Below are 21956 nucleotides of genomic sequence, written 5' to 3'. Positions count from 1 at the left end.
GTTCTTGAGCATTGAATAGGCGCTCGGCAGATCGCGCGATGTCCGCGAGCCGCGTCGGCATCGTGTGTTCGGCGTCACGCGCCGGACCAACAACGCCGGGCCATCGCGATCGGCGATGGCTGGTCTCGAACTCATCATTCTCCAGCCGGGATTGTTAACCAGTGCCCAACTCGAACCAGATGTCAGCCATCGCAGCCGCCAGCCTGCAGCCATCGCCGCAAAGAATGCGAGTGGCGTGGCCGTTCGCTGCCACGATGTTGTGCGCATCGCTTCTCGGGATCGGGCTGGCATTTTGTGCCCGCACACTGCTACCCGCATGGGGGCTCGAGGGGGCCAGCGCGTATTTCTTGCTTGACGACGTCGTCTGTTCGAACGGGAATTCTTCGACCTCGCCGCAGATAACTCGCACGGACGAGTGAAGCGGTCGAGCCTCCGGATCCGAGGGAACGCCGCGTCCGCATGTGAGCGTCCGCCGTCAACCGTTCGGAAACCACACGATCTCTCTTCCAGTCCCGCTAACTAATCGAAAATCGTTCTGCCGCAAGTTCGTGCCCGGGAAAGAAAGGGGAGATCCGAACATGAACGGCCTGACCATCATGGAAAACGTTCGCCGATACCGCACCATCGCATCGTTGTGCCGCCAAACCGCGGCCTTCCGGCCGCTTCATAGCGGCTCACTCCTGGCGCAAGCCAGGGAATGGGAACATCGCGCCGTTGCGGAGCTGGAAGCCTATTATGAGGCTTTCTGTTACGCGGCTTCCGGCAATGCGCAGGCCCACTCCGCAAGCTGCGCCGCGTAAGCTGACGGCGGGCGCCTCCGGAAAGGGACGCGCCCCGTCCCGCCGTCGCCGCAGCTAAGGCCGCTTGAAGCTCTCGCCGAACCAATGCCGCCATCTCGGCTCGCTCGCTGCAGCGTACTGTTCTGCGTCGTCGCCATAATAGTAGAGAGCCATGCTCGCATTTGTACCGCTGTCGGTGCCGTAGGTGCCTATGAGGGCAATGCCGGGGGCCGGAGCGTTCAGGCGCAGCATGATGTAGCGCTGCTTGGCATCCTGCCGCACGCGTTCGACCATGCCGGACAGGCTCTCTGGTTGTTGTGGTGTCGTCCGCTCTTCGCCGACGTTTGCGGCGGCGAGGCCGAGCTTCTCGGTTAGCCGCTCCCAGACCCTGGACTGGGCGCCTTCGTCGCTAACCATGGCGAAGATGGACGCCGCCTTCCTGCCGGCGAAATGCGCGAGGTAGATGCGCAGTACTTCAAAGAAGCCGGGCCAGCCGCTTTCGAAGCCTTCCAGTTGATCATCCCAATCGTCTGTCGAGGCAAACAGTGAATGGACCATGCGAACGACACACCGGCCGCCTGACCTGCTGGTTATGGTGATCTCGGTCGCGACCGGCGGCGCGCCTTCGCTCCAGTTGCGCTCGACATAGCCGAAGCGGAATGGCGGCTCCCAGGCCGTGACTTCGCCAGTGGAGCTTCCATTCGGACCGAAGTCGAAGTGGATGGCGCCACCGATATGCTCGTCAATCCTGGTTTTGGTGAACCAGGCCGTATTGCCGGGTCCCGTCGCCATCGCCTGCCACACCTGCTCAGGCGTGCCATTCACGATCAACTCCATCTCAACCCAGCGCTTTCCGGTTTCATCTTTCTTGAGGGGCATGGGGATCCTTTCAGGGCCGAGCGTCGCGGGGCGCGGGATAGGACGCCACAACGAGCCGGTGGGGTCGTCCGCCCGGCGCACTCTCGTCGTGATAACGTGCCACCAGTGCCGTGACGACATTGGTGAGATCGGAGGTGAAGGCCGCGCGATCTGCAGGCGATCGGAAGCGGATGACGGTGTCGATCGAAAGGGTGGCGAGACGCTTGTCGTTCTGGCGGGCCGTCCGCCAGAGGTCGCCGACCTCGCGGACGATGCGGGCCGCCAGGGCGATGAGATAACTGGCTGATAGACGGTCGTTGTTGCGTGCCGGATCGGCGCCGATTGGACCCAGCGCAGCGGGCGAGACGACATAGGACGATGCCGTTGCGATCATAACGCGTTCCGTGAGGCCGCCCCATTGGCGCTCTTCGGCCGGCCGGATCAGCTTGTGGTCCTCCAAGGCGCGCAGATGATAGTTCACCTTCTGGCGCGTGAGGCCAACCCGCCCGGCGAGCGCGGCGGCGGAAGCAGGCTGCGAAAGTGCCGCCAACAATCGGGTCTTTATCGGGTCCAGCGCGAGAGCCGCGGCCGCAGGGGCCTCAATGACATCAAGTTCGAGCATGCGCTCTGGTGCCCTTGACAAAATTTTTTGTCAAGGGCGAGAGGATGAAACCGGGAACTCTTGTGTGATTGCAACGGCCATCGATGTTCAGTTTCTCAGGCCGGTGGCTGGCCGCGCCTCAATCGGTTGCCTAGTTGAGTCATCCAGGCTCTAATAGCGGAGCCCGCTCGGCACGCGGTCCCCAAGAGCAAGCTGCAACGTTCGGACTGAGAAAGCCGCCGACGGAGATTGCCGCATGCTTCATGTCGACATTCCCACGCTTCCGGAAATCCGCTCCCTGATTGCGGCGCGCTCCGACGCATGCGTTTCGCTGTATGTGTCGACTACACCCGAGACGCAGCACGTCAAGGCTGGCCGCATCGCGTTTGGCAATCTGGTCAAAGAGGCGATGGCGCAATTGACCGCCATTGAATTCGACAAGCGCCGCCGGGCGGTGATGGAGGAGGAGTTCACGGCATTGCGCGAGGACGACGAATTCTGGCGGTTGCAGGCGCATAGCCTTGCCGTGCTCGCCACACCCGACAGCCTGCTCAGCTTCCGGCTCGCCACCGCCGTTCGCGACAGGGTCGAAGTGTCGGATCGCTTCCTGCTCAAACCACTGTTGCGGGCCATCGCCTTCCCGCAGAGTGCGTTCGTGCTCGCACTGTCGGAAGGAGCCGTGCGTTTGAGCGAGATCTTTGCCGATCGCCCGCCGTTGCCTGTGAGAGTTCCGAATTTGCCCAAGAATGCCGACGACGCAGTCGGGCGCGCCTCGGTCAACAATCTTACGCAGAACACGCGCATCGCCAATGCCGAGGGGCAAACCGTGCTGCTTAGACAGTATGCCCGAAAGGTCGATGCCGCCTTACGACCGATCCTGGCGGGACGCGACACGCCGCTAATTCTGGCCGCGACCGAGCCCTTGGCATCGATCTATCGGGCGGTCAACAGCTACCCCGCGCTGGCGACGGAAGGGGTTTCGGTGAGTCCTGATCGCCTCAGCAAAGGCGCACTTGCAAGCGCCGCGCGGCATGTGCTCGACAAGATCTATGCCGCCGAGATCGAAGCGGCGAAAGCGCTTTATGAAACGCGCTTCGCGACCGGGCGCGCCACGAGCGATATCGCGACCGCAGCGCGCGCCGCCAGCATAGGCGCCATCGAACTCCTCCTCGTCGATATGGATACGGACGTGCCCGGCACGTTTGACGAAACGGACGGCGCGGTTTCGTTCGCTAAAACGGCGAGCGCAAACTCCTACGATTTGATCGACGAGATTGCCGGGCGCGCTATTCAGGCTGGCGCCAAGTTCCTCGCACTGCGCCGCGCAGACATTCCCGGTGAAGCCGCACTGGCCGCAACATTACGTTATCCGGTCTAGAGCGCTTCGCCTAACCGGATGGCCTATGACGCTCCCAGCATGCGCCGGGCGGTGGGGCGTGCCTGGAAGCATAGGGCACGTCGGCGAAGGCGCACCATGCACTCGGCAAAATTAGCCAGAGTGCTCGCTCGGACGCGCTCACCACGAACGCCTCGCGAACGGGCCGGTTTCGGGAGGGTGAATGAAGCGTGGCGCACCCGACACGATTCGAACGTGTGACCTTTGCCTTCGGAGGGCAACGCTCTATCCAGCTGAGCTACGGGTGCTTCGCCGGTTCATTTAGCCGATTGGCCGGGCAGGGGCAACCGGCCCTTCCGCGGCTGGTGAGGCGAAGGTGGCATGACGCTGGCCACATTCCCTGCAAAATTCCGGTCCGTTCCTGTTAATTGGTGGTAATCTTGACGCGTTGATCTTCTAGACCATGGATGGGGACGTCCGATGTATAAGAAGGTTCTTCTCGCCTATGACGGTTCGGTCGAGGGGCGGCGCGCGTTGCGGGAGGGCGCAAAGCTCGCACAACTCTGCCGTTCCGAGGTCTTTTTGCTCGCCGTCGTCGAGGTTTCCTCGATCATGACGCCCGAGGCCGGGCTTACGATCCCGATCGAACTGCAGACCGAGGATTACAAGGCCATCCTGAACGAAGGCACCGAGCGCCTGAAGGCGCTGGGATTTTCGCCGACCGCGCGTCTGGAAGTCGGCGATGCCGGGCAGAAAATTGCCGAGGTTGCCGAAGAAATCGGCGCGCATCTCGTCGTCGTCGGCCATCGCCCGCAGGGGACGCTGGCGCGCTGGTTCGGCTCGATCGGTAGCTATCTGGTCAAGCGGCTGCGCTGCAGCGTGCTGGTGGCCCAGACCGAGGTCAGCGACGCCGAGTTCGAGCGGCTGAAGCCGGCGGAAACGGCGGCCTCCGGATAATACGGAGCCGCTTCGAACTTAAGTCGTGGGAACGATGATCTTGCCGATCGGCCACAGCGCGATGCCGGCAAGCTTTAAGTGCGCCCAGGCAAAGGGAATGCCGATAATGGTCACGGCCAGCACGACCGCCGTGACGACATGCCCGAGCGCCAGCCACCATCCCGCCAGCACCAGCCAGATGATGTTGCCGATCACCCCGAGCGGCCCGGTGCCGATATCTTCCTGGCCCGTATAGGCGTCGCGGGAGATCGCCGTGAAGCCGAACGGGAACAAGGTGTAGGCCGCGATATTGAATGCGGCCCGCGCCCAGGGAATGCCGATAATCGTGATCGCCATGATGATGGACGCGATCAGCCAGCCGAACGCCATCCATGCGCCGCCGAGTACGATCCAGATAATGTTGAGAAGCAGCGAGACCGGTGACATGCTCAAGGACTCTAGCTTGCCGTGGGCGCGATTGAAATCGAAAACCGCTCTGCAACCGGAACCCGATTGCCCCGACTTTCGCAACCGCTAAACTCATCTGCCGAACGACCAGGCAACAAGCGTCGACGGGGAGAAACGTTCATGCGTCCGCTCGAATTCGGCTGGTATTTGCCAACGCATGGCGACACCACGGCCTATGGCCTGATGGACGCGCAGATTCCAGGCTCGCCCGAGCTGTGCGACCGCGTGGTGCAGGCGGCGGAAAAGGCCGGCTTCGAATATCTTTTGATCCCGGTCGGCTCGGTGTGCTGGGAGGCGTGGATCACTGGCGCGTTCATGGCGGCGCGTTCGTCGTCCATCAAGCCGCTGATTGCGGCGCGGCCAGGCTACATCAACCCGGTGCTGCTGGCGAAAATGATCTCGACCTTCGACCAGATGTCGGGCGGGCGCATCTGCATCAATTTGATCGCCGGCCAGAACGAGAGCGAGGTCGAAGGCGAAGGCGTGCGCTACCCCAAGGAACAGCGCTACGAACTGATGGAGGAGGAAGTCTCGATCCTGAAGGCGCTGTGGACGACGCGCGGGCCGGTGAACTTCGAAGGAAAATTTCACAAACTGTCCGGCGCCCACATCAGGCCGCGCCCGCACCAGCAGCCGTTTCCAAAATTCTATCTCGGCGGCGGCTCGCGCCAGGCCTGGGAATTGTCCGCCAAGCATTCCGACGTGCATCTGTTTTGGGGCGACCTGCCGGAAAAGATCGCCTCGAACATTGCCGAGATCAGGGAAATGGCGCGCCCGCATGGCCGCGAAAACGACATCGGCTTCGGCATGCGGCTGCAGGTGATCTGCCGCGAGAACGAGGCGGACGCCTGGGAGGCTGCCGATCAGCTGGTGCGGCATGCGACCGAGCGGCAGAAGCAGGAAATGAAGACGCTGTACAACCGCTCGGAGGCGAACCTGCGCGTGCAGCAGCTTGCCCGCGAGCATGGTGATTTGCTGCTGCCGCATCTGTGGACCGGCATCACCAAAGTCCGCCCCGGCGCCGGCATCGCCGTCGTTGGCAATCCCGTCCAGTGCGCCGACACGTTGCAGCAATTCATCGATGCCGGCTGCCATTCGTTCTGCCTGTCCAGCTATCTGCATGACGAGGAGGCCGAGCGCTTCGGCCGGCTGATCCGGCCCATCCTCGCCGAAAACAATCGCGGCCGGTGGGCGGCGTAACGCAGGGATGCGGCCTCCATGCTGCAGTGCATCGCTATCTTTATATCGCTCGCGGTGGTGGGGGCCCGGCGCTAAGGTTGGGCCGTTAATTCAACCGGGTACCGCCAAATGAGTGGATCGAGCTCAATACTCGCGTTGGGCTCCGCCTCGGAGGACTTCGCGCTGTTTCGAACGCTCAGTTCCGAACAGCGGCTGAAAGCGCTCAACGCGATGGTCCGCCAGGATCTGGTGCGCGGACAGATGCTGGTCGCGCAAGGCGGGCCGTCGGATTCGCTTTTCCTGGTGCTGCATGGCGCGCTAGCGGTGCGCAAGACCGGCTATCTCGAACCGATCGCCGAGCTTCGGGCCGGCGAACTGGTGGGCGAGATCGGCTTCTTTGCCGATGTCCCGCGCACCGCCGATGTGATCGCCATCCGCGACACCAGCGTGCTGGCGCTGACGCGTCCGGCCTACCAGAAGCTCGTCGAGGAAGCCCCCGCCATCGTCGAGGCGCTGCTCGCGGCGCTGGCGCGGCGGTTCGCCAAGGAAACCGCGCGCATCGCGCCGTTCCGCACCTCGCCGAAGGCGCGAACGGTGGCGCTGATCGACAGCGGATTGGAGCCGCTGCCGGGTGCCTTCGATCGCCGGATGCGCGAGGCGCTGGCCGCGACCCATGCCGAGATCGTCGACGCCGCCCGCCTGCAGGCGATGTTTCCAGGCGTCGCGCTCGATGCGCACGACGTCACCGAATGGCTCAACAAGCTCGAACACACGGCGCCGCTGGTGGTTTATCTCGGCGGCCGCGAGGCTTCGCCCTGGGCGCGCAAGGCCATCCGTCAGGCCGACATGGTCGTGTTCGCGTGCCGCGGCGATGCGCCGGCGGCAGCATTGACTGATATCGAGGCCTTCGCCTGCGAGGTTCATCCCGTCTCGGCCAGACGCCTCGTTCGCATTCATGACCGCCGAAGCGGCGAGGTCTCTGGCACCGCGGCCTGGCTGGCCCGGCTGCCGGCCTTCATGCATCACCATGTCGCTCTCGAAGACCAGGTCGATATCGACAGCCTGGTCCGTTTTCTGTGCGGCCGGGCGGTGGGCTTCGTCGCCGCCGGCGGCGGCAGCTTCGGAACCGCGCATGTCGGTATCTACAAGGCGTTTCGCGAACGCGGCGTGATGTTCGATATCTTTGTCGGGACCAGCGTCGGCTCTGCCATGGTGGCCGGCTTCGCCAAAAATCTCGAAGCCGAGCATCTCGAGCACGGGACGGACGAGATCTTCGTCAGGAGCAGAAGCTTTCGGCGGCCGACCTGGCCGCGCTACTCCCTGCTGGATCACAAGGCCTTCGATCGCGCCCTCGCCCATCAGTACGGCTCAGACTGCCGGATCGAGGATTGCTGGCGGCCCTTTGCCGCCGTCGCCACCAATCTTTCGACCCACAATCTCGAATTGATCAGGACAGGGCCGCTCTGGCAGGCGGTGCGCGCATCGAGTGCGATCCCCGGGCTGTTGCCGCCGTTCTACACGGCGGAGGGCGCGATGCTGGTCGATGGATGTCTCATCGACAACGTCCCGCTGGCGTCAATGCACCAGCTCAAGAGCGGTCCCAATCTCGTCGTGCATTTCGGCGAGCCGGCGGCGGAGATGTTCGACGTCGACTATGCATCGCTGCCCGGACGGCTCGAACTGATCGCCGCCATGCTGACGCCGTTCCGCAAGAAGCTGCTTCCGGCGGCGCCGAGCGCGGTGAACGTCTTGTGGCGAAGTCTCGTGGCGCATCAGCGCTACGATACGCTGCCGGTCGGACCGTTCGATACGGTGATGCGGCCACCGCCTCCGGTCGGGATCGATGTGACGGATTTCGATCGCCACACGGAGATCTTTGAAGCTTCCTACCTCTGGGCCAAGGAGGCCATCGCGTCGCTGGAGGCGGGAGGCAGTTCGGCGATCGCCGCGATACTCGACACTGCCGCGATGGAACGGCGTCAGGCCACCGCTGCCGCGGTCTCCAATCGCGCGGCCAGCAATCGCCTCGCCTCGGTCGCCGGCTTCGGTGCGCTGAACAGATAACCCTGCACCTGGGTGCAGCCGAGCAGGCGCAGCATCCGCCGCGGGCGCCGCGCTCCCTAGCGGCGATAGCCGCCGCTGCGCGAGTAGGCGGCGCGGGTTTCCGGCGCGGGACGGCTGACGAGGCTGGCGCGCGCCTCGCTGGCGCGCGGGGTCGCCAGCTTGAGGTCTTCGAGGAAAATCGGCCTTGAGAAGTAGTAGCCCTGGGCGTAGCGGATCTTGGTCGCGGCCTGCAGATAGGCCAGTTCCTCGAAGCTTTCGAGCCCTTCGGCGATTACGGTCATGCCGAGCGCTTCGCTCAAGGATTCGATCGCCCGCAGGATGCCCTGGCTGCGAGGGCGCTTATGGATGTCGGTGATGAAGGAACGGTCGATCTTGATTTCATCGGCCGTGATGTCGGCCAGCGCCGACAGCGACGAATAGCCGATGCCGAAATCGTCGATCGAGATCCTGACGCCGAGATTACGGAAGATCGGCAGGATCTCGTCCTGGAAATGCGTCTTGGTCACGAACGCGTCTTCCGTCACCTCGATCATGAAGCGCTTCGGAAAGCCGGTGGCCTCGATCGCCTGGGCGAACGGCCGCATGAATTCGGGATTGCCGGCCTGCTTGGCCGCAACGTTCATGCTGATCGTGGTGTCGGGGCCGAAGGTCTCGTTGATCAGGTCGATCGACTTGACGATCTCCGCCAGCACCAGATGGGTCAGTTCGTCGATCAGGCCCAGTTCGGTGGCAAGATTGATGAAGGTGCTGGGGGCCTGAATCACCCCCTCGTCGTCGCGCAGGCGCACCAGCGCCTCGACGCCCGTGACCTCCTGGGTCCGGATATCGACCTTGGGCTGGAAGGCGCAGCAAAATCGCTTTTCCAGGATCGCCAGCCTCAGCGATTGCTCGATCTTCATCCGCGCCAGCGCCTCGCGCTCCATGCTGCCGTCGAAGAACGCCGCGGCGCCCTTGCTGCCGTTCTTGATGCGATACATCGCGATGTCGGCGTTCTGCCGCAGCACTTCATAGCTGCGTCCGTGCTCGGGATAGAGGCTGACGCCGATCGAGGTCGAGGCGAATATCTCGGATTGGTCGATGAAGAACGGCGCCTTCAGCCGTTGCAGGATGAAGTGGATGTACTCTTCGACCTCGGCGTCGCTCTGGATCGGGTTGAGCACCAGCACAAACTCATCACCGCTGATCCGCGACAGGATATCGGATTCGCGCAGGTCCAGCCCCAGCCGCTTGGCCATCTCCACCAGCAGCGCGTCGCCGACCGGGTGTCCGTAATAGTCGTTGATGTGCTTGAAATTGTCGATGTCGAGAAACGCCAGCGCGAAACGGCCCTGTCCATTGTCGTACTTCAGGAGACTGTTGACGCGATGCTCGATCACGCGCCGCGTCGGCAAGCCGGTCAGCTCGTCGTAATAGGCGGAGCGGAACAGGTGATCCTCGAACGCCTTCTGTTCGGTGATGTCGGTCGAACTCGAGATCAGCAAATTGCGCCCTGCGACCTGGATGGGCCGATGCGAGGTAAGAAACACCTGTTTGGCCGGGCCGCTGGCAATGGCTTCTTCCACCACGGCCGGGCGGCCCGTGCGCAGCAATTCGAGACAGGTTTCGCGGCGATCGTTCAGTTGCGAGGCAGACGGCGCCGCGGCGGCCGCCTCCAGGATGGCGGTCGCGGCATCGTTCATCAGGACGAACTCGCCGTGCTCGTCCTGAACCGTCACGCCGGCCGGAAGCAACCTGAAGACATCCCGCAGGATGGTCAGTTCGGATTCAAATATGCTTTCATCGCTGGCCTGCGTCGCCGCTGCGTGAAAGTCGTGCTTGTTGGGACTATGCATGCCACGGAGACTGGCAAAGTCCCTTGTAGTATTGGTTAAGCGGAACTCCGAAAAACCCTAACAACCGTAGAAGTCAGCGATTTTCAACGACGTTGGACTTGATCGTCATTAACAGAGTGTCAACGCCGAACGAGAGACAGCTAAGACGGATTTCCATTGCGCGCTTTGGGCGCACGACGGACATTTTGCGTCGGGGCAAGGTGCGGCAAACCGGGAAACGCTCAACTCGCAGGAACCCGGCATTGCATCGTGCAATGCACGCCGGTCTTCAGGAAGCGTATCTCCGTCTTGCCGTCGAACGCGCGAAGCGCCGATTGCAACAGCTTGGTGCCGAAGCCCGGGGGGCCGACGTTATCGATCACCGGACCTTCGGTTTCATCCCAGGTGACGTTGAGGCGATCCTCCGACATCGACCACGACACCTGCAACAGCCCGCGGGCCGAAGAAAACGCGCCGTACTTGCCTGCATTGGTGGCCAGTTCATGAAAGACCAGCGCCAGGCTGACCGCCAGCTTGGCCGGCAGGAATAGTGGATCGCCGTTCAGATTGAACCGGACATGGCCATACGGCCCGAGTTCGGAATGCAGCATATCCTTGATGTCGCATCCGCTGCCGTCCAGCCGCGCGATCAAATCGTCGGTCGCCGACAGCGCGCGGAGGCGGCGATCGATGCTGCCCCAGATCTGCGGCTGGTCCTGCAGGACCTGGTGCAGCACGGCGTGGATCGTCGAGGTCTTGTTCTTGAGCCGGTGCTGCAATTCATCGACCAGGAGCTTGCGGTAATCCTCTTCCTGGATCAGGCGTTTCGAGACTTCCCGTTGTTGAGCCATGATCGTCCGGTAATGTTCGACGCCCCAGATGGCGAAACCGCAAACCGCCCAGAACATCAGCAGCAGCGCAAACCGTGCGGAATCGGCACTCGCGCCGCTGAAATTGACGGTGACGCCGAGCGCGCCTCCTGCGATGGCCGTAGCGATCCCGAGCCTGGCACCGCCGACGGCGGCGGCCAGGAACACGGCCGGGAAATAGGGCGTAAAGAATACGTCGGGACGGAGCTGGGCCACCCCCCACCGGGCGATTGTCGACACGGCGAGACAGCCGGCCGCGAAGGCCGCGCTGAAAAGCAGCGAAGGCTGGGCGATTCCCTGCCACCCGCGCCTGAATTCGTCGATCAATTTCTTCATCGGAGTTGTCACTTCACGTGATCAGCGAATCCAAAATAAGGCCGATCATAGCGAAAGTGGGGGATTTCTGCGCCGCCGTTGGCGGCAAAGCGGGCCGAACGTCGGTGATCGCAGTGGAACAAGTCAGCTTGCCTTGTCGGCAAGGGACGGGAATATTGGCGTCAACCGATATCGATAGGGGGTAACGAGATGGGACGGCTGGACGGCAAGGTTGCGGTGATCACCGGTGCGACGAGCGGCATCGGATTGCACACCGCGGAGCTATTCGTCGCCGAAGGCGCAAAAGTTGTGATCGCCGGACGCCGCGCGCCGGAGGGCGAGGCGCTGGCCAAAAAGCTCGGCGCCAACTGCATCTTTCGCCAGACCGACGTCACGGTGGAAGAGCAGATGAAGGCGCTGATCGCCCTTTCGGTGGAAAAATTCGGCCGGATCGATTGCCTGTTCAACAATGCCGGCGGTCCGGCGCAGACCGGCGGCATCGAAGGCCTCGATGTCGAGCGGTTCGACGCCGCGATGGCGACGCTGGTGCGCAGCGTGATGCTCGGCATGAAACACGCGGCCCCGCATATGCGGAGGCAGGGTTCCGGCAGCATCATCAACAACGGCAGCATCGCCGGCAATCTCGCCGGCTATTCGTCTTCGATGGTCTACAGCGCTGCGAAGGCCGCCGTCATCCACCTCACCAAATGCGTGGCGATGGAACTCGGCGAATCCAATATTCGCGTGAATTCGATTTCTCCCGGCGCGATCGCGACCGGCATTTTCGGCAAGGCGCTGGGCTTGTCGGTCGAGGCCGCCGAAAAGACCCCAGCCGTGATGCGCGAGGTCTACAAATCGGCGCAGCCGATCCCGCGCGCCGGCTTGCCGGAGGATATTGCGCAGGCCGCGCTTTTCCTGGCGAGTGACGAATCCTCCTTCATCAACGGCCACGATCTGGTGGTCGATGGCGCCATGATCGGCGGCCGCAACTGGAGCCAGCAGCAGCAGGGCTATGTCACGCTGAAGAAGGCGTTCGATCAGGGCGCGGGGTAGACGTTCATCCGTCATTGCGAGCGTAGCGAAGCAATCCATCCATCCGCGAGCAAGAAGCTGGATTGCTTCGTCGCGGAGCCTGTCATCGGGCGCGCATTCGCGCGACCCGTTGGCTCCTCGCAATGACGTTGAAATGTAGGACGACACAAAAGGGAGAGACGCAAATGTCTGCAACATTCCGCCCCTCGCCGATATCGGAAGGCCGTCCATTCTACCTCGCCATCGTCGCCGGCCTCGCCTGCGCCTTCGTCATCGGCAAGACGTTGCCGTCGACCATGGACGCTGTCTCGGCGATTATCGAACCGCTTTGCGCGAACAGCATTTCGTCGGGCCCCGCGCAGGATGTGGTCGAGCCGATCTCCTCGCACGCGCTGCCGAACGTACCCGGCAAGCGCGTGACCATCGTGCGCGTGTTCTATGGTCCCGGCGGCTTCACCCGCGCGCACCGGCATTCCGGCTCCGTCACCGCCTATGTGACCAAGGGCGAAATCCGCTCGCAGCTCGCCGGTGGTCCGGTTGAAACGTTTGGCGTCGGCCAGTCGTTCTTCGAGCCGCCGGGCGCCGTGCATCTGGTTTCGGCCAATGCCAGCAATACCGAGCCGGCGGAATTGATCGCGGTGTTCGTGGCCGATGAGGGCGCGCAGTTGACGACGTTCGTGGATTAGGGTCGTGGCAGCCCCAACTCGTCATGCGCGGGCTTGACCCGCGCATCCATCGAAAGAATCAAGCGAAGGGCGATGGATTGCCGGGTCAAGCCCGGCAATGACGGTTAGAGCGCCTTCACCACCACCCGCAGCCCGTCGCGCGGCTTCGGGATCGGCCACATCTGCCAGTCCGCCTTGTAGCCGGGCTCCAGGGAAACCTCCAGATTCTGCAGGAAGTGCCGCGCAAAACATTTCGCCTGCATATAGGCGAAGTGCAGGCCGAGGCACATATGCGCGCCGCCGCCGTACGGCACCCAGGCGAAGCGGTGGCGGGTGCGCTGCGCTTGATCAGAAAAACGCATCGGATCGAACTTATCCGGTTCGTGCCAGATATCCGGCATATGGTGCGTGAACAGCGGGTTGACGCCGACCAGCGTGCCGGCGGGAACGTCGTACCCCCTGAACGAAAAGTCGCGCACCGCGCGGCGCGGCATCGACGGCACCGGCGGCTTCATTCGCAGCGCTTCCTTGAACGCCATTTCCGACAGCGGCATCTTCTCGAGATTGTCGATGCTGGAGGGATCGTTGGCTTCGATGCCGAGGCCTTTGACTTCCTCGCGCAATTGCTGCTGCCATTCGGGGTGGGCGGCAAGCTCGCCGACAAAGGAGGTCAGCGACGATGTCAGCGTGTCATGCGCCGCCATCATCAGAAAACTCATGTGGTCGATGATGTCCTGGGTCGACAGCAGCGCGCCGTCCTCGTGCGTCGCCTGGCACAGTTGCGAGAATAGGTCATCGCCGCCGCCCCGCGCGCGGCGGATCGGAATCTGCTCGGCGAAGTAGGCAACGATCCGCTTGCGGCCTGCGACGCCGCGGCCCATCTGCGTGAACGGCAGCGGCCGCCGGATCGGCGCCACGGCTGCGGCCACCATGTCGATGAAGGCGCGGGTGATCTCGTCGACCTCAGGCCCGATATCGGCGCCGAGGAACGACGTCGCCGCCAGATCGAGCGTGAGCTGCTTCATCGCCGGATACACCAGCATCTCGCCCGGCCGCGCCTTCCACTGCTTGACCCGCGCGGCAATGCCGCGGTCGAGGTCGACGAGGTAGGACTTCATCGGCCCCGACTTGAACGCGACCGACAGCGCGCGGCGGTGCAGGCGGTGCTCTTCAAAATCCAGCAGCATCAGCCCGCGCGGAAACAACTGGCCGAGGATCCGTCCCCACCCATGGGTGGAGGAGAACAGGCGCGCCTGGTCGAACAGCACGAGCTCGTTGGCCTCGGGCCCGAGCATCGTCACGCTGGTCTCGCCGAATAAACGGGTGCGATAGATCAGACCGTATTTGGCGGCCGACTTCTCAATCTGCCCTTTGGGGTCGGCCAGCACCGCCAGCGTGTTGCCGATGAACGGCCAGCCCTCGCTACCGGGAATGTGCCGCAACGCCTTAGGGTTCGGCGGCGTCAACGTCATGGCAGGGGAAGCCACACTCTGCATCGACATAGCAATTGCTCCGGTTGAGCCTCGCAAATCGCAAATATTATCCACCGTGTTGGCGGCTTTGTCGCGGCCTTAAATGTTGGCGGGCCGGTGACGCACCTAGGTAAATACCCTTTGTTTCGTCGCCACAAGTGCGATGGCTCACAATGCCGCAATCCAATTCGCAGCGCAGGAAGCCGTGCAGGAATTTTTCGGGAAGTAGGCACCCCTATACAGGGAAAAGACTGCCAGCTCCGTCATTGCCTGCGACAAACGCGAAGCGTTTGCGCAAGGGAGCGTAAGCGACGAAGCAATCCATGCCTCCACTTGTGGCGCTATGGATTGCTTCGCTAACGCTCGCAATGACGGGGAGAGATATCGTCGTCCCTCACAGAAGCCATCACGCCTTGCGCTTGGCCGCTTCCTTCTGCAGGTCGGGCGCGTTGATGGTCGGGATCGCCACCCGGCCGGGGCCGGTATGGGCAAGGGCTGCTGCAGCCTTTTCGTTCTCCATGATTTTCGCCATCACGGCCTGGCCCGCCCGCTCGAACACCGCGCGGTTCTCGATCACGAATTTCTGCGACTCGCGCAGCTTGGCGACATAGCCGTTGATTTCGGGGATCACGTAGCGCGCCACCATGTCCCAGCTCCGGCGGGTGTTCTCCGGATTGGCCCAGTCGTGCACGAAGCCGATGATGCTGCCGACGCCGCCGGAGACCTGCATCAGGTTCTTGATGGTTTTGACCAGATCGTCCGGCGTGCCGATGGTGGACGCCGCGTTTTCGCCGCCGGACGTCTTCTCGATCGCATCCTCCGGCGAGGTGAACGGCTCGAGGCCCGGCCGCTGCAGCGTGCGCACGTTATATTCGTTGTGCCACCGCATCAGGCCGGGACCGGCCTCGCGCTGCGCCTGTTCGCGGGTCTCGGCGATGTGCCAGGAAAGCAGCACGCGCCAGTCGGAGCGGCTCACGGTGGTGCCGGCCTTCTTGGCGGCATCCTCGGCAAAACCCCACTGCGTCGGCAGCGCCATCAGGCCTTGCGTCGACATCGAGCCGAGCGAGATGATGCCGATGCCGTATTTGCCGGCGAGCGTCATGCCCGAGGGCGAGATCTGGGAGGCCACCACGAACGGCATGTCTTCCTGCAGCGGCAGCAACTGCAGCGCGGCGTCGTTCATCGTGAACCAGTCGCTCTTGGCGGTGACGCGCTCGCCCCTGAACAGGCGGCGGATGATCGCGATCGCCTCGTCCTGGCGGTCGCGCTGCGTCATCGGGTCGATGCCGAGCGTGTGCGCGTCGGAGGCCAGCGCGCCCGGGCCGGAGCCGAAGATCGCGCGGCCGCCGGTCATCCAGTCGAGCTGCACCATGCGCTGCGCGACGTTGTAGGGATGGTGATAGGGCAGCGAGATCACGCCGGTGCCGAGCTTGATGCGCTTGGTGCGCTCGCCAGCGGCCGTCAAAAACATTTCCGGCGAGGCGATCATTTCCCAGCCCGAGGAATGATGCTCGCCGCACCAGAACTCGTCGAAGCCAAGCGTGTCGATCTGCTCCACGAAATCGAGGTCGCGGCGGAACTGCAGCAGCGGATTCTCGCCGATCGGATGATGCGGGGCGAGAAAGGCTCCGAATTTGAGACGCGCCATGGGGTTTTCTCTCCGGATTTATTGTTCTTCTGCATTGCTCGGGACCAAGTTACGGGGTGGGCAGCGGCAAGGCAATCCTCGCACCCCGCGGCCAGCGCATGGTGGTCGCGCAGAGTTCGCCGACTTGCCGTCGCCCGGAATTCCGCGCCGCGGCGGAATGGATGCCAAAGGCCGACCTCCAGCCAAGGCTGGGCAGGAAAGATCGCTTACCTCCCGAGTAATCGCTGAGATGACCGAAGCCTGAGATCATCCGGCGCAATGCTTCCCGGACAAGGCCCGTTCTCATGCATCAGATCGTCTCGCATCCCGTCGATACTTCGCGCCGCTGGTGGGTGCTTGCGACCGTCGTCGCGGCGCAATTCATGTTCGGGGTCGACGCCTTCATCGTCAACGTCGCGATCCCGACCATTGCGGCCGAGCTGCACGCCAGCGCGGCGCAGATCGAGGCCGTCATCGCGATCTACCTGATCGCCTATGCCACACTGGTCGTCACCGGCGGGCGGCTCGGTGATATCTACGGCACGCGCAACGTGTTCATCGCGGGCGTGGCGGGCTTCACCGTCACCTCGCTGTGGTGCGCGCTGGCGCAATCCGGCCCTGAATTGATCGCAGCACGGCTGGCGCAGGGCGCGACCGCGGCATTGATGGTGCCGCAGGTGCTTGCCACCATTCACCTGCTGTTCGCGGATGGCTCGCGCGGCCGCGCCTTCGGCATCTATGGCATCGTGCTCGGGCTTGCCGGCGCGGCCGGTTTCGTGCTCGGCGGCCTCCTGGTCACGCTCGATCTCGCAGGCCTCGGCTGGCGCGCGGTGTTTTTCGTCAACGTGCCCTTTGGTGCGATCATTATCGCCGCAGCCTGGAAGATTATGCCGATGCTGCCTCGGCGCGCCGGCACGCGGCTGGATATTCCAGGCGCCATCCTGCTGTTTCTCGGCCTGCTATGTCTGATCGGCCCGCTGCTGTTCGGCCATGATCTGCACTGGTCGCCCGCGGTCTGGCTGGTGATGGCGGCGGGCGCGGTCATCATCGCCGGCTTCCTGCGGCTGGAGCGCGCGGTTGCCGGCCGCGGCGGCATGCCGCTGATCGATCTTTCGCTGCTGTCGGACAAGGCGTTCATGCGCGGGCTTGTTGCCGTGTTCTTTTTCTTCTTTGCCAATTGTCGTTCTATCTCGTCATGACAATGTACATGCAGAAGGGGCTGCAGGTTCCGCCGCTGCAGGCTGGCCTCGTCTTCCTGCCGTTGGCGCTGACCTTCGTGATCGCTTCGCGCCATAGTGGAATGCGCGCCAAGCATCGCGGCACGCTGGTGCTGATCGAGGGCTGCGCGGTGCAGATTGCGGGCCTTGCGGCGCTGGTAACCGTCATCGAATCGATCGAGGCGCCGTCTGCAATGATGCTTTCGCTGGTGCTGACGATCTTCGGTTACGGCCAGGGGCTCGTGATGGCGCCATTGTCGAGCGCCGTGCTCTCGACCGTGAAGCCGGCAAGCGCCGGCGCGGGCTCCGGCATGTATGGTACGACGGCGCAGATTGCGAACGCTGCGGGCGTGGCCGCGATCGGTGCGGTATTCTTCGCGATCGAAGCGAATCAGTCGAGCCGGCCAGCGCTACTTGCCGCGTGCGCGCTGTTTGCGTTGTCGATTGTCGCCTGCGCCGCATTCCTGACATGGATGCGTCGGGTCACGGGATGACAAATTAACGTCAATTGCCAAAATTTGATTGTGGGGAAATGACAGTGCACGGCCTTTCTATTTTGCGGTGCAGCAACTATCTGTGCACGGTAGCGTTAAGAACAATCGCCCTCAGAACAATCGCCCCAGGAGCCATCGTTGTCGCTCGCGAAGAACGTCGAATTCTTGCGCCATTTCCCGAAGCTGAACGGGTTCGGTGGCTTGGGAATCTATGGCCGAACCGCTCCTCCGTCGGGGCGGAGTCCGCTCGTCGAAATCCCAGGATTCGGCACCAATCCCGGCGCGCTCAAGATGTTCGCCTATGTGCCCGAGCAATTGCCGCGCGCGTCCGCGCTCGTCGTCGTGCTGCACGGCTGCGGCCAGACCGCGGCCGCTTACGATTTCGGCACCGGCTGGTCGACGCTTGCCAAGCGCTATGGCTTTGCGTTGCTGATGCCCGAACAGCAGGCCGCGAATAACGCCAACACCTGTTTCAACTGGTTCAACCCGGGCGACATCGCGCGCGGCCGCGGCGAAGCCGCGTCGATCCGCCAGATGGTCGCGCGGATGGTTGCCGATCACAAAATCGATTCGCGCCGGATCTATGTGACCGGGCTTTCCGCCGGCGGCGCGATGACATCGGTGATGCTGGCGACCTATCCGGAAGTGTTCGCGGGCGGCGCCATCATCGCCGGCCTCCCGTACGGCATCGCCAGCAATGTCCGGGAAGCGCTCGGCGGCATGATGCAGTCGACGTCGCGCCCGGCCGGCAAGCTGGGCGATCTTGTCCGCAAGGCCTCCAGGCACAAGGGGCCGTGGCCGAAAGTGTCGGTGTGGCATGGCAGCGCCGACCGCACCGTCAACCCCGGCAACGCCAATGAGATCGTCAAGCAATGGCTCGACGTTCACGGCCTGCCGGCCGCGCCGATGTCGGCGGGGGATGTCGACGGCCATCCGCGCGAAGTCTGGTGGAACGAAGACGGCGAGACCATCGTGGAATCCTACACCATCACCGACATGGCCCATGGTACGCCGTTGGGGCTCGCCGGCAATGATGAGCCCTATGGCGCGGAGGGTGCGTTCCTGATCGAGGCGGGGATCTCGTCGTCCTATTATATCGCTGATTTCTTCGGCCTGACCGAGCGCGTCAGCGAGGCTGCAAAGCCAGTCGTCAAGGCGCCGGTCACTCCGTCGGCTGCAACGGCATCCCTGCAGTCGTCCGATCTCGCAGCTACGCTCTGGTCGCGGGCCAACAAGCCGGTTCGCCAAACCAAGCCGGTGCCGCACGAACCGAAGCGCCGGGGCATCGATGTCGGGGCCGTCATCACCCGTGCGCTGACGGCTGCGGGACTGATGAAATAACCGCTCCGGCCTTCAGCCCAACGGGACTAGATTCCGATCTCGCCGGTCAGGAACGGATTGGTCAGGCGTTCCTGGCCGATGCTGGAGCCGGCGCCATGGCCGCAGATGAAGCCGACATCGTCGCCGAGCGGCAGCAGCTTTTCCTTGATCGAGCTGATCAGCGTGGCATGGCTGCCGCCGGGCAGGTCGGTGCGCCCGACCGAGCCGTTGAACAGGACGTCGCCGACATGGGCGAAGCGCAGTTGCTTGTTGAAGAACACGACGCTGCCCGGTGAATGGCCGGGGCAATGCAGGATGTCGAAGGTGAGTTCACCGATCGAGACCTGATCACCTTCATCGAGCCAGCGGTCGGGCCCGAAATTGCGCACCCCGGTCATGCCGAAGCGCTCGCCGCTCGAGACGACGTTGTCGAGCAGGTATTTGTCGGCGATATGCGGGCCTTCGATCTTGACCTGCAGCGCATCGCGCAGGTCGGCGGCGCCGCCGACATGGTCGATATGGCCATGCGTCAGCCAGATCTTTTCGACTGACACGCCGGTCTGCTTGATCGCTTCCAGAATCTTGGGAACATCCCCGCCGGGGTCGATCACGACGGCCTTCTTGGAAGGCTCATGCCAGATGATGGTGCAGTTCTGCTCGAACAGCGTCACCGGCACGATCATCGCGCCGGCCTTCGCCTGGGTGTCGGTTTTGTCATCCATGGCAGGCACCATATTCTACCTTGAAAAGGGGTCAACACGGACGGGAACCGGTATGGGGTCCGTTTGAGCCTGTGGTAGGGTTTGCACGGAAGGAATATTTAGTGACCAAAGACGGAAATCGCATCGGCGCAGACCGTGATTTCGGCCGGGATGCGCAGGTCATGAACCAAGCCTCCAAATTGCCGCTCGGCGGGGCCCGAACGACGGCGCGGGCGTTTTTCGTCAGCGATCGCCTCAATACATCGGGCCTCGAGCGCGGCGACGTGCTGGCAACGACGCCGCTGGCATTCCGCGTCAATGAAAACGGTGTCGCGGTCCTGTTTCGCTATGGCGTGGTGGTCCTGATCGGGCTGAATGCGCTGGAAGAGGAGGAATTCCTTCGCGGCCTGGATCACCGCATGACCGGGAAGTTTGGGCGGCGCGACGAGGAAATCGCAATCATCGAGCTCTCCCCGGAAAAGGAGGACCAGATTCCACCCGGCGGGCCGATCTGCCTGCAAAGCCTGTCGCCTGACCGGTTGATCCTGATTTGCGAGGCGCTGGCGAAGAGCGTCGTCCTGGCCCGGCATGAACGCGAGGTTGCCAGTGTCTTTGATACGACCGAACCGGTCGCGCGGGAGCTGGCGCAGAGCGGGCGCATGCGCGGCAGCCGTCGCTCGATCCTGAAAAACATCGGCGGCGCGCTTCTGGTCCGGCACCGTGTGTCCGGGCCGGTCGAAGTGGAAGAGAAACCCGACGTGCTCTGGGACAAGCCGCATCTGGAGCGGCTGTATGCCCGGCTGGAGGACGAGTACGAACTCAAAGAGCGCGCGGAATCGCTGAACAGCAAGCTCGCCGTGATCGCCGAGAGCGCGCAGGTGTTGACCGATATCATCGACACGCGGCGCTCGCTGCGGCTCGAAGTGATTATCGTGCTCCTGATCCTGTTCGAGGTTCTGGTGACGATCTACCAGCTCGCCATGGGCCGGCACCCCTGATCTCTGTCGTCCCGGCCAAGCGAAGCGCGAGCCGGGACCCATACGCCGCGGCCCATCCATGAGGCGCAGGAGTTAGACGTCTTTCTAACCAACAAGCATTTGTGGCTATGGGTCCCCGCTTTCGCGGGGACGACTCGCGGAGAAAGCGCTTGCCTCACCGCTTGATCTGCGCCTTGACGGAGACGTCGAGCGCCTCGTTGACGCTTTCGGCGTCGCCTTGGCGCCGCGGGCTTTCACCTCCAGAAGGTGGGCGTAGAGATCCTGGATGTCGGTGGTGAGTTCGATCTTCCTGGTCACCTAGTCGTCGCCGATGTCGCGATAGGCGACGGGGCCCATGCGGATGTCGGCGTCGGGATCGGAATCGACGATCGCGGTTGCGATCGACCAGATCCTGCGCTTGGCGCCTTCGATGAGGCCGCCCATCGAGCCCGTGGTGTCGAGCACGAACGCGACTTCGACGGCGGGTTTTGCGATGGCGGATGAAAAGCCGGCAGAGAGGGGAAGGGTGGCGAGAGCGAAGGCAAAAGCAGGGGCAGCGATGCGGTGCATCGTGAATCTCCTCCAGTGTTCTGTCCCTCGGAACCAAGGTTCCCTTTGGCTTCGCGGTGCGCCGAAGTTCAAAACAAGGCGGGCCATTGACAAATTTGCCGCCGGCTCGGCGAGGGACGTCTGTTGGACGGTCCGAAATCGGCTATTGTTCGAGCGCCATGGAATCGCCCGCCCGCCAGATCAGCCTCGTACCCCCAGCGGACCGCCGCCAGTCGGAGACGGCGCTGGCGATCGCGCGCGGTACGGCGCGGCTGTTACGATCGCTGGGGTTTTCCTGCGTCAGCGAACTGCCGCTGCCGTCGGGCCGGCGTGCCGATCTGGTGGCGTTGAATGAGCGCGGCGAAATCTGGATCGTCGAGATCAAGTCATCCGTGGAGGATCTGCGTGCCGACCAGAAATGGCAGGATTACCGGATGCATTGCGACCGGCTGTTTTTTGCCTTCACGCAGGATCTTCCTTGCGAGATCTTCCCTCAGGATACTGGCCTGATCATCGCCGACGCCTATGGCGCCCATCTGCATTGCGAAGCGCCCGAGCATCGCCTGCCGGCGGCTACGCGCAAATCGATGACGGTGCGTTTTGCCATGGCCGCCGCCCTGCGCATCAACCGCCTGGTCGATCCGCAAGGGCACGGGGAGTTTTGAGAGACGGTGCCCGTAGGGTGG

General features: G+C 63.3%; 18 protein-coding genes, 1 tRNA gene and 2 pseudogenes. 11 read left to right on the top strand and 10 right to left on the bottom strand.

The annotated features are described in order from the left end of the window. Window positions 1-578: 578 nt before the first annotated feature. On the top strand, window positions 579-800 hold the full coding sequence (locus GWE18_RS26395) for a hypothetical protein (RefSeq protein ID WP_275188614.1): 222 nt from the start codon (window positions 579-581) through the stop codon (window positions 798-800). A 54-nt stretch (window positions 801-854) separates the two neighbouring features. On the opposite strand, the gene GWE18_RS26390 is transcribed toward GWE18_RS26395, so the two are convergent. Together GWE18_RS26390 and GWE18_RS26385 are read right to left on the bottom strand one after the other, a co-directional pair. Continuing rightward, complete coding sequence (locus GWE18_RS26390) at window positions 855-1739, bottom strand: SRPBCC domain-containing protein (RefSeq protein WP_275188613.1); 885 nt, start codon at window positions 1737-1739, stop codon at window positions 855-857. Then, window positions 1669-2259 (bottom strand): winged helix-turn-helix domain-containing protein, encoded by a 591-nt coding sequence (locus GWE18_RS26385; protein WP_275188612.1) that lies wholly within the window; start codon window positions 2257-2259, stop codon window positions 1669-1671. Before GWE18_RS26385 ends, GWE18_RS26390 begins: the two co-directional genes overlap by 71 nt. Window positions 2260-2494: 235 nt before the next feature. Here GWE18_RS26385 and GWE18_RS26380 point away from each other — a divergent pair, with 235 nt between their 5' ends. Further along, complete coding sequence (locus GWE18_RS26380; RefSeq protein WP_275188611.1) at window positions 2495-3616, top strand: hypothetical protein; 1122 nt, start codon at window positions 2495-2497, stop codon at window positions 3614-3616. Between the two features lie 189 nt (window positions 3617-3805). Here GWE18_RS26380 and GWE18_RS26375 read toward each other — a convergent pair. Further along, window positions 3806-3882, bottom strand: a tRNA-Arg gene (locus tag GWE18_RS26375). 172 nt (window positions 3883-4054) lie between these two features. Between GWE18_RS26375 and GWE18_RS26370 the strand changes: the two genes are divergently transcribed. Continuing rightward, on the top strand, window positions 4055-4531 hold the full coding sequence (locus GWE18_RS26370; protein ID WP_275188610.1) for a universal stress protein: 477 nt from the start codon (window positions 4055-4057) through the stop codon (window positions 4529-4531). An 18-nt stretch (window positions 4532-4549) separates the two neighbouring features. Here GWE18_RS26370 and GWE18_RS26365 read toward each other — a convergent pair whose 3' ends face one another. Further along, window positions 4550-4957 carry a YccF domain-containing protein gene (locus GWE18_RS26365; protein WP_275188609.1) on the bottom strand — a complete coding sequence of 136 codons (408 nt, stop codon included), beginning with the start codon at window positions 4955-4957 and terminating at the stop codon, window positions 4550-4552. Between the two features lie 141 nt (window positions 4958-5098). Between GWE18_RS26365 and GWE18_RS26360 the strand changes: the two genes are divergently transcribed. Continuing rightward, a complete protein-coding gene (locus GWE18_RS26360) occupies window positions 5099-6178 on the top strand; it encodes an LLM class flavin-dependent oxidoreductase (protein ID WP_275188608.1) in 1080 nt (359 codons plus the stop codon). Window positions 6179-6286: 108 nt separating this feature from the next. Beyond that, window positions 6287-8221 carry a patatin-like phospholipase family protein gene (locus GWE18_RS26355; RefSeq protein ID WP_275188607.1) on the top strand — a complete coding sequence of 645 codons (1935 nt, stop codon included), beginning with the start codon at window positions 6287-6289 and terminating at the stop codon, window positions 8219-8221. A 56-nt stretch (window positions 8222-8277) separates the two neighbouring features. Here the strand turns inward: GWE18_RS26355 and GWE18_RS26350 are convergent, their stop codons facing one another. Continuing rightward, window positions 8278-10053, bottom strand: a complete 1776-nt coding sequence (locus tag GWE18_RS26350) for an EAL domain-containing protein (RefSeq protein WP_275188606.1) — start codon at window positions 10051-10053, stop codon at window positions 8278-8280. A gap of 221 nt (window positions 10054-10274) precedes the next feature. Continuing rightward, window positions 10275-11237, bottom strand: coding sequence for an HWE histidine kinase domain-containing protein (locus GWE18_RS26345; RefSeq protein WP_275188605.1), 963 nt, complete (start codon window positions 11235-11237; stop codon window positions 10275-10277). A 189-nt stretch (window positions 11238-11426) separates the two neighbouring features. Here GWE18_RS26345 and GWE18_RS26340 point away from each other — a divergent pair, with 189 nt between their 5' ends. Beyond that, on the top strand, window positions 11427-12269 hold the full coding sequence (locus GWE18_RS26340) for a glucose 1-dehydrogenase (protein ID WP_275188604.1): 843 nt from the start codon (window positions 11427-11429) through the stop codon (window positions 12267-12269). Window positions 12270-12433: 164 nt separating this feature from the next. Then, window positions 12434-12934: a cupin domain-containing protein gene (locus GWE18_RS26335; RefSeq protein WP_275188603.1), complete on the top strand. Its 501-nt coding sequence runs from the start codon at window positions 12434-12436 to the stop codon at window positions 12932-12934. A 104-nt stretch (window positions 12935-13038) separates the two neighbouring features. Here the strand turns inward: GWE18_RS26335 and GWE18_RS26330 are convergent, their stop codons facing one another. Together GWE18_RS26330 and GWE18_RS26325 are read right to left on the bottom strand one after the other, a co-directional pair. Continuing rightward, a complete protein-coding gene (locus tag GWE18_RS26330; protein WP_275188602.1) occupies window positions 13039-14415 on the bottom strand; it encodes a cytochrome P450 in 1377 nt (458 codons plus the stop codon). 376 nt (window positions 14416-14791) lie between these two features. After that, window positions 14792-16033, bottom strand: a complete 1242-nt coding sequence (locus tag GWE18_RS26325) for an LLM class flavin-dependent oxidoreductase (RefSeq protein ID WP_275188601.1) — start codon at window positions 16031-16033, stop codon at window positions 14792-14794. Window positions 16034-16317: 284 nt separating this feature from the next. Between GWE18_RS26325 and GWE18_RS26320 the strand changes: the two are divergent. Further along, window positions 16318-17723: pseudogene (locus GWE18_RS26320) on the top strand (MFS transporter). Between the two features lie 138 nt (window positions 17724-17861). Further along, entirely contained in the window at window positions 17862-19064 is a 1203-nt protein-coding gene (locus GWE18_RS26315; RefSeq protein ID WP_275188600.1) for a PHB depolymerase family esterase, read from the top strand. Window positions 19065-19090: 26 nt separating this feature from the next. On the opposite strand, the gene GWE18_RS26310 is transcribed toward GWE18_RS26315, so the two are convergent. Then, the gene (locus GWE18_RS26310; protein ID WP_275188599.1) at window positions 19091-19765 is read right to left on the bottom strand and encodes an MBL fold metallo-hydrolase; all 675 of its coding nucleotides are present in this window, start codon (window positions 19763-19765) and stop codon (window positions 19091-19093) included. A gap of 161 nt (window positions 19766-19926) precedes the next feature. Here GWE18_RS26310 and GWE18_RS26305 point away from each other — a divergent pair, with 161 nt between their 5' ends. Continuing rightward, window positions 19927-20742 (top strand): RMD1 family protein, encoded by an 816-nt coding sequence (locus GWE18_RS26305; RefSeq protein ID WP_275188662.1) that lies wholly within the window; start codon window positions 19927-19929, stop codon window positions 20740-20742. A gap of 175 nt (window positions 20743-20917) precedes the next feature. Here the strand turns inward: GWE18_RS26305 and GWE18_RS26300 are convergent. Further along, window positions 20918-21291: pseudogene (locus GWE18_RS26300) on the bottom strand (VWA domain-containing protein); the annotation flags it as partial. A 158-nt stretch (window positions 21292-21449) separates the two neighbouring features. Between GWE18_RS26300 and GWE18_RS26295 the strand changes: the two are divergent. Continuing rightward, a complete protein-coding gene (locus GWE18_RS26295; RefSeq protein ID WP_275188598.1) occupies window positions 21450-21935 on the top strand; it encodes an MmcB family DNA repair protein in 486 nt (161 codons plus the stop codon). Window positions 21936-21956 lie beyond the last annotated feature (21 nt).

Origin of the sequence: Bradyrhizobium sp. CSA112 (assembly GCF_029051645.1) — a bacterium.
Taxonomy (GTDB): domain Bacteria; phylum Pseudomonadota; class Alphaproteobacteria; order Rhizobiales; family Xanthobacteraceae; genus Bradyrhizobium.
This window is presented reverse-complemented; position numbering and strand designations above follow the sequence as displayed.